Source organism: Corynebacterium sp. HMSC034E11, from assembly GCF_001835905.1.
Classification (GTDB): domain Bacteria; phylum Actinomycetota; class Actinomycetes; order Mycobacteriales; family Mycobacteriaceae; genus Corynebacterium; species Corynebacterium coyleae.
Genome location: NZ_KV826370.1, coordinates 96,502 through 102,969, shown reverse-complemented (window position 1 = coordinate 102,969; position 6,468 = coordinate 96,502). Strand labels below are relative to the sequence as shown.

Sequence of the window (6,468 nt, the reverse complement as noted above, 5' to 3'; positions counted from 1 at the left end):
CCTGCTTACCCCCGCAAATTACCCCCATTTTCCGGGCAGGCACGCCATAACAGGCCTCAAGACACGAAAACAGGGCGTTTCACGCCCGTTTGCGCCGCTGCAACCACTATCACGACGCCCGATTCGATGCCTATATATAGGGCTGTATAGGGCCTGGCTGGGATTCGATCGATTTCAGAGGAGCGAGGGCAGGATCAGCAGCATTGCAATACTCCACGTCAGGTGGAGTGCGATGGGGGAGTACAGCCTGCCGGTGCGCACTGCCTCGGTATAGGCGAGCGCACCGAGGACCACTGCGGCGAACACGAGCAGCGGAACCCCCATCACGACGGTGACCAACCCGTAGGCGACCGTCGACCACACACCAGCCTGCAGCACCGTTTGTCCCATGCTTCGCAACTGGCGAGGGACGACGTCGCGGAAGATGAGCTCCTCGCCGACGCCGTTGACCACGAGGACGAGCAGCGTCAGGACGTACCCGCCTTTGCTAGGGGTATCCAGGATCTCTGCCACCGGTCCGGCAAGTGCTGGGATGCGGGTGACAATAAGTGCGCCCAAGAAAAAGACAACCGCAAGTGCAGTGCCTAACCCTATGCCACGTGCGATGTCGCGAAGTTTGCTTTGTCCAGCGAACGCGCACCTGTCGCCCCACACCCACCAGGCGGCCAGGTACACGGCGGCGGTAAATGCGGTCGCCGAATAGAAACCTGCGGTGCCGTCGCCAGCTTGGCGCGCGAGGAAGAGTCCGAGCGCACCAAGAATGCAGGGCAGAAGAAACAACCATTGCCTGGCCACGAGAGAAACTCCGTCCGGGTTCATGAGATACAGTGCGCCGGTTTCAGCATTGAGGCGCCGGGGAAGTACCATATTTCTCGGCGCCCCTATAGCCCAATTGGCAGAGGCAGCGGACTTAAAATCCGCCCAGTGTCGGTTCGAGCCCGACTGGGGGCACAATTACTTGCCCGGTAACCGGGCTACATGGCGGTATAGCAGCCGTTGACGAGGTGTCGTCGGAAAACAAGAAGCTCACTCGCGCAGCAAGCTACGCAGCCTCGCCGATTCGGGATGCGGCAGCCGTGACCAGCGCGACTCTCAACGATGAATCCAGTGATGGGAACGGGCCAGCGCGTTCAGTACAGTCGGGGCCATGACTGATCGCATGAATGTTGAATCCTTCAACCTCGACCACACCAAGGTTGACGCACCGTTTATTCGCCTGGCGGACCGAAAGGAACTTCCCCAGGGTGACACGCTGGTGAAGTGGGACATCCGCTTCAAGCAGCCGAACGTCGAGCACCTTGAGATGCCGGCAGTGCACTCCCTGGAGCACATGTTTGCCGAGCACGCCCGCAACCATGCAGACAACGTGATCGACTTCGGCCCGATGGGCTGCCAGACCGGTTTCTACCTGATGCTCTCCGGCGACGTCGCCGAGGCTGAGGTCGCTGATCTGGTGGAAAAGACGCTCACCGACATCACCAATGCCACCGAGGTGCCGGCTGCGAACGAGAAGCAGTGCGGCTGGGGCGCAAGCCACGACCTCGAGGCCGCTAAGCGCGAAGCGCAGGCGTTTCTGGACAAGCGTGACGGGTGGGGCAACGTCTTTAAGTAAGCGTCCTACGTTGTCGGGTCGATGACCTGGAACGTCAACGGCACGGTAGTCAACGCATAAGTGCCCGGCGCAGTGTCGAATACAGCGAGCAATTCATTCGCTACATCGGCACGGCCCGGCACGACAATGTGATCCTCGGCCAACTCGAGATCGATTGCCTTCGGGTCGAACATGAGCCACGTGTCGTTGCGGATGAGGGCATATGACTTGCCAAACAGCAATCGGTAGCGCGCCGCCCGAAGGAGTGCGGCGGCGGCACGTTCGTCGAGATCCACACGGCCAGCGACATCGACATCTAAATACTTGGCGGTGTTTGCGCCGATAGAGGAGCCGTCGGTGTGCGAGGCGTCGTCGAGAAGCACACGCACCTGCGGATCGCTTGACAGCGGGGCACGTGCAGGATCCGTCAACCCAAGCGGCACATGCTCGCCGAGCACGCCCGCGAACTTCACCGGATCCCACCGCAACATCCGCTCCAGATCATCTCCGACCAACCCCGCGGCGTAGGTGAACTGCACTCGCCCGGTCGGTCCCTCCGCACAGCCGAGGAGTGGATCCGCGACGAACACAAACCCCGCGAGCGAGGCAGAAGCCGACGATAAATAATGCCCAGGCTCAATCTCGACTCCGCTGCGGACCACGTTGCGAGCCATGCGTGCCAGCTGCTGCGCCGGCCACTCAGGAGGGAACACCTCATCGTCCATCGGGATGCGGAGCGTGAGCTCGGTCTGTGTGCCCGCAACGCGTTGCGACGACTCCACCTGGGACAACCCGAACGTGCAGTACAAGACGTGGGGGAGGGGGTCGTCGACAAGAAATGCGAGCACATCTACCTCTGCGTAAGAAAAGGTGTAGGACTGCGCGCCACCAGTTGCTGCAGCGAGCCGTTCCAACACAAGATCGCCGCCCGTGCTCGGGCCGCGACGCCAACGATCGAACACACCCATGTGTCCAAATTCTACGCCTCGGGAACCTTTTTGAAGGTGCAAGCGTTACAACCTGTGAATAGTGGTCGCAACAAGACTCGAAAGGAATGTTGGACGACGTGAGAAGTACCAACCCGGTTCTGAAGAACCTGACCAATGAAGAACACACCGCTGGCTACGGCTACGCGCCCGAAATCCAGCAGGACCGCCCGCTGACGGTCGATGACATTGTCTCCAAGACCGGCATCACCATCGCCGTTATCATCCTGTTTGCCGCGATTAACTTCGGCATTTACCTGTCCGGAAACGCTGGCGTGGGGATGATCCTAACGCTTGTCGGCGGTATCGGCGCGTTCGTGGTCACCCTGGTCCACGCGTTCTCGCGCACCTTCGGCTCCCGCACGGTGACGCTTCTGTACGCAGCCTTTGAAGGCCTGTTCCTAGGCGGATTCTCTCTGCTGATCTCCGGCTGGTTCTCCGTCGGCGGGGCTGACGCTGGCCAGATGATTTTCCAGGCCATCCTGGGCACCCTCGGCGTGTTCATTGGCATGCTCGTGGTTTACCGCACCGGCGCCATCCGCGTCACGCCGCGACTGAACCGCCTGATCACCGGCGCCATCTTCGGCGTTGTCATCATGGCGCTGGGCAACCTGCTGCTCGCTCTTTTCACCGGCCAGAACCCACTGCGTGATGGCGGCACCATGTCCATCATCTTCGGCGTCGTATGCGTGGTCCTCGCAGCTATTTCCTTCCTGCAGGACTTCGACCTGGCCGACAGGCTCGTGCGCACCAGCGCACCGTCGAACGCCGCGTGGGGCGTCGCACTGGGCCTCGCTGTGACGCTCGTGTGGCTCTACACCGAGATCCTGCGTCTGCTGTCCTACTTCGCCAACGACCGCTAGACGGCGCTAAGCAACGCTAAACGGCGGTACCAAACGCCGCCGACAATAAAGCGGCCCTGTTCCGATTGGAACAGGGCCGCTACTCTTTGCGCCGATGAGAGGCGATTAGAGGCGATTAGAGACGATCCGGGTTCACGGTCGCACCATCAACCGAGATGGTGGTGAACAGCAGATCGTTGTTCACAACCTGCGGAGCGCCAAGGACAACCTTGACGCCTTCCTCGCGGTTATTCGGATCCAGGACAACACGGGTTGCGGTGCCCTCAGCCAGGTCGGCGGTCCAGGTATCCCAGACGATGTCCTGCAGGAAATCGTTCTGGCTCTTGCAGTCGACCGTCAGCTGGGTCGGGCGCAGCAGGCCGGTCTCGCCACAGTTGTTGAAGGTTGGCAGCTCGTCCGCGGCGGCCTCGAGGGTCTCCGTCGCGGTCGCCTCGCTGGCCTCGACAACATTGGTCGCGGCGGTGGCGGAAGCACCAGCACCCTTGAGGGAGCCAGCGTCTTGGCTCGTCGCGGTGTCGATCTTCTTGTCAGACGGGTTCTCGTTCGGCGGGGTGCAGCCGGCGAGGGCGAGAGCAGCGATGGCAGCTACGCCAACCAGAGCTTTGCGGGAAGAGGTTGCAATCACAGGATGATCCTTCGCTATCGAAAAAGAACGGGTAAAACTACTTTGCACGAGGCGTTGAAGCTTTAACTGAATCATACGGCTCAGCCTTGACGATCGTGACCGAAATCTCGCGACCATTCGGAGCCGTGTAGGTACGGGTCTCGCCCTCAGCGGCACCAACGACGGCAGCGCCCAGCGGGGACTGCTCGGAGTAGGTCTCCAAATCAGCGTTGTCGGTCGACGCAGCGCGGGTACCGATGAGGAACGTCTCGCGATCCTCCTTGTCGCCGTTGTAGTAGACGTGAACGACGGAACCGATGTGAGCGACACCTTCGACAATGCCGGTGCGCTCGGTGGTGGAGTTGGAGAGGATCTCAGAGATCTGCTTAATGCGAGCCTCTTCCTGATCCTGCTGCTCACGAGCTGCGTCGTAACCAGCGTTTTCCTTCAGGTCGCCTTCCTCGCGGCGCTCGTTGATCTCCGCGGCAATCACCGGACGGTTATCGATCAGCTGCTGGAGTTCGGCCTCCAGCTTGGCCTTCATTTCCGGGGTAATGTACTGCTGCTGGGGTTCAGCCATAGGGGTAACACCCTTCCCTCATACGTAAAACGAGCCCGCAGGCTGCGGGCGAAACTGTGCAGATATACCGCAAAAGATTAGCACATGGTAGTGCGTGGCCCGTGTGCTAGCGGGCGTCGTAAAATTTGCTCTCCGGGTCCATGTAGAACGGCAGATTTTCGGAACAGCCGTAGATGCGGCCGGAAACAAGCGGTTCACGCAGCGGCAGGTCCACCGGGATGCGCTGGTGCTTCTCCCCGCCGGCGGGGAGGATGACCTCGCGGCGCCCCACCTCAGCGTGGGAGTAATCCACCGCAGTGACGATGCAATAGGACGGTACCGACGGGTCCTTGCGGGTCACGTCGATCCAAAGGCGTCCGGTTGAGTCGTCGATATGTTCCTGCGAAATAAATTCAGCGGTGACGGGACGGTCCATCCTGTCGATGATCGTTCGGGCGCCGAAGAAGATGAACGCGATGGCGATGAGCACAGCGGCGACTGCGACCACTTTGCCGCTTACGCCGTCGCTCTTGCCGGAGCTATAGCGTTGCGACGGACGGCGCACTGGAGTGGACACGGATGCAACCTCGCAATAACAAGGGGGATAGGGACTTAACTGGGATGGTACTAAGATGTTCCGAAGTTCTAACAACACCCCTACAAAAGTTGGAGAGTACGAGTGGCTGGTCTGCGTCTGATGGCGATCCACGCTCACCCGGACGATGAGTCCTCGAAGGGTGCGGCGACCATGGCGAAATACGCTGCCGAAGGGAACCGTGTGAAGGTGGTGACCTGTACCGACGGACGACGTGGGGACATTTTGAACCCTGCGATGGACCGCCCTGGGGTGCTCGAAAACATGACGGCCGTGCGCCACGAGGAGATGGCGCGTGCCGTCGAGGCGCTTGGTGTGGAACACGTTTGGCTGGGCTACGAAGACTCCGGCTTGCCTGAGGGGGACCCGCTGCCGCCGCTGCCGGAGGGGTCGTTTGCGGTCCAGGACCCGGAAGAGGTTGCGGTGAAGATCGTGGAGGAGATCCGCGAGTTCAAACCGCACGTCATCATTACCTACGACGAAAACGGTGGCTACCCGCACCCGGACCATCTCATGGTTCACGCGATTTCGATGATTGCGTGGGAGAAGGCGGGTGACGCCTCGTTTGCGCCAGAAGCCGGCGAGCCGTGGACACCGCTGAAGCTCTACTACACGCATGGTTTTATCCTCCAGCGCATGAAGCTGCTGCAAGAGGCGTTGTTCGAACGCGGTGAGAAGAGCCCCTACGAGCTCATGATCAAGCGCTGGGAGGAAGCCGAGGGGGATGTGTTTGACCGCGTGACCACCCAAGTGGAGTGCGCCGACTACTTTGAGCAGCGTGCCCAGGCGTTGACCGCCCACGCCACCCAGATCGACCCGGCTGGCGCGTTTTTGGCCAGCCCGGTGTCGGATCAGCAGAAGGTGTGGCCGACGGAAGAGTTTGAGCTCGCGCGTACCAGGGTGGAGACCACCTTGCCCGAAGATGACCTGTTTGCCGGTATCAATGCCGGTGCTGAGGAGGAATAGTGTTCGCCAACTTCATCAACGCTGCCGCAACCGTTGATCTGATCCTGGCGCAGTCGCCGGGGGAGACCCCAGCTGGTCCGGACTTTGGCAAGGCGTCGCCGATTGGGCTGCTGCTGCTTGTCTGCCTCGCGGTCGTCGTCCTGTCGATTGGGTATGCGTTTCACCGGCGTTTCTCCCGGTTCCGTCGTCGTCAAGCATTTGCTGAGGCGCACGGTATTGATCCTTTTGACGAGAAAGCTATCGACGAGGCCATGGCGAAGGCTGGTGTTGCCGACCAGCGTAAGAAGCGCTCCTTTTAAGCCCC

The 6,468-nt window shown here is 60.8% G+C and carries 9 protein-coding genes and 1 tRNA gene; 5 read left to right on the top strand and 5 right to left on the bottom strand.

The genetic code is table 11. From position 1 onward, the window contains the following. Positions 1-174: 174 nt before the first annotated feature. Complete coding sequence (locus tag HMPREF2690_RS00785) at positions 175-867, bottom strand: CPBP family intramembrane glutamic endopeptidase (protein WP_246818841.1); 693 nt, start codon at positions 865-867, stop codon at positions 175-177. 10 nt (positions 868-877) lie between these two features. Here HMPREF2690_RS00785 and HMPREF2690_RS00780 point away from each other — a divergent pair. Both HMPREF2690_RS00780 and HMPREF2690_RS00775 read left to right on the top strand, forming a co-directional pair. After that, positions 878-951, top strand: a tRNA-Leu gene (locus HMPREF2690_RS00780). A gap of 196 nt (positions 952-1,147) precedes the next feature. Beyond that, complete coding sequence (locus tag HMPREF2690_RS00775) at positions 1,148-1,612, top strand: S-ribosylhomocysteine lyase (RefSeq protein WP_070421693.1); 465 nt, start codon at positions 1,148-1,150, stop codon at positions 1,610-1,612. 5 nt (positions 1,613-1,617) lie between these two features. Here the strand turns inward: HMPREF2690_RS00775 and HMPREF2690_RS00770 are convergent, their stop codons facing one another. Further along, positions 1,618-2,559, bottom strand: a complete 942-nt coding sequence (locus tag HMPREF2690_RS00770) for a suppressor of fused domain protein (protein WP_070771290.1) — start codon at positions 2,557-2,559, stop codon at positions 1,618-1,620. 98 nt (positions 2,560-2,657) lie between these two features. Here HMPREF2690_RS00770 and HMPREF2690_RS00765 point away from each other — a divergent pair, with 98 nt between their 5' ends. Then, the gene (locus HMPREF2690_RS00765) at positions 2,658-3,440 is read left to right on the top strand and encodes a Bax inhibitor-1/YccA family protein (RefSeq protein ID WP_070421698.1); all 783 of its coding nucleotides are present in this window, start codon (positions 2,658-2,660) and stop codon (positions 3,438-3,440) included. Positions 3,441-3,555: 115 nt separating this feature from the next. Here the strand turns inward: HMPREF2690_RS00765 and HMPREF2690_RS00760 are convergent, their stop codons facing one another. The 3 genes from HMPREF2690_RS00760 to HMPREF2690_RS00750 form a co-directional block, all read right to left on the bottom strand. Beyond that, complete coding sequence (locus tag HMPREF2690_RS00760) at positions 3,556-4,065, bottom strand: hypothetical protein (RefSeq protein ID WP_070421691.1); 510 nt, start codon at positions 4,063-4,065, stop codon at positions 3,556-3,558. Positions 4,066-4,102: 37 nt separating this feature from the next. Then, complete coding sequence (gene greA / locus HMPREF2690_RS00755; RefSeq protein ID WP_070421690.1) at positions 4,103-4,624, bottom strand: transcription elongation factor GreA; 522 nt, start codon at positions 4,622-4,624, stop codon at positions 4,103-4,105. Positions 4,625-4,730: 106 nt separating this feature from the next. Further along, on the bottom strand, positions 4,731-5,180 hold the full coding sequence (locus HMPREF2690_RS00750) for a DUF4307 domain-containing protein (RefSeq protein WP_224212882.1): 450 nt from the start codon (positions 5,178-5,180) through the stop codon (positions 4,731-4,733). A 102-nt stretch (positions 5,181-5,282) separates the two neighbouring features. On the opposite strand from HMPREF2690_RS00750, the gene mca reads away from it, so the two are divergent. Both mca and HMPREF2690_RS00740 read left to right on the top strand, forming a co-directional pair. Beyond that, on the top strand, positions 5,283-6,164 hold the full coding sequence (gene mca, locus HMPREF2690_RS00745; protein WP_070771289.1) for a mycothiol conjugate amidase Mca: 882 nt from the start codon (positions 5,283-5,285) through the stop codon (positions 6,162-6,164). After that, complete coding sequence (locus HMPREF2690_RS00740; RefSeq protein WP_070771288.1) at positions 6,164-6,463, top strand: hypothetical protein; 300 nt, start codon at positions 6,164-6,166, stop codon at positions 6,461-6,463. Before mca ends, HMPREF2690_RS00740 begins: the two co-directional genes overlap by 1 nt. The last annotated feature ends 5 nt before the right edge of the window (positions 6,464-6,468 follow it).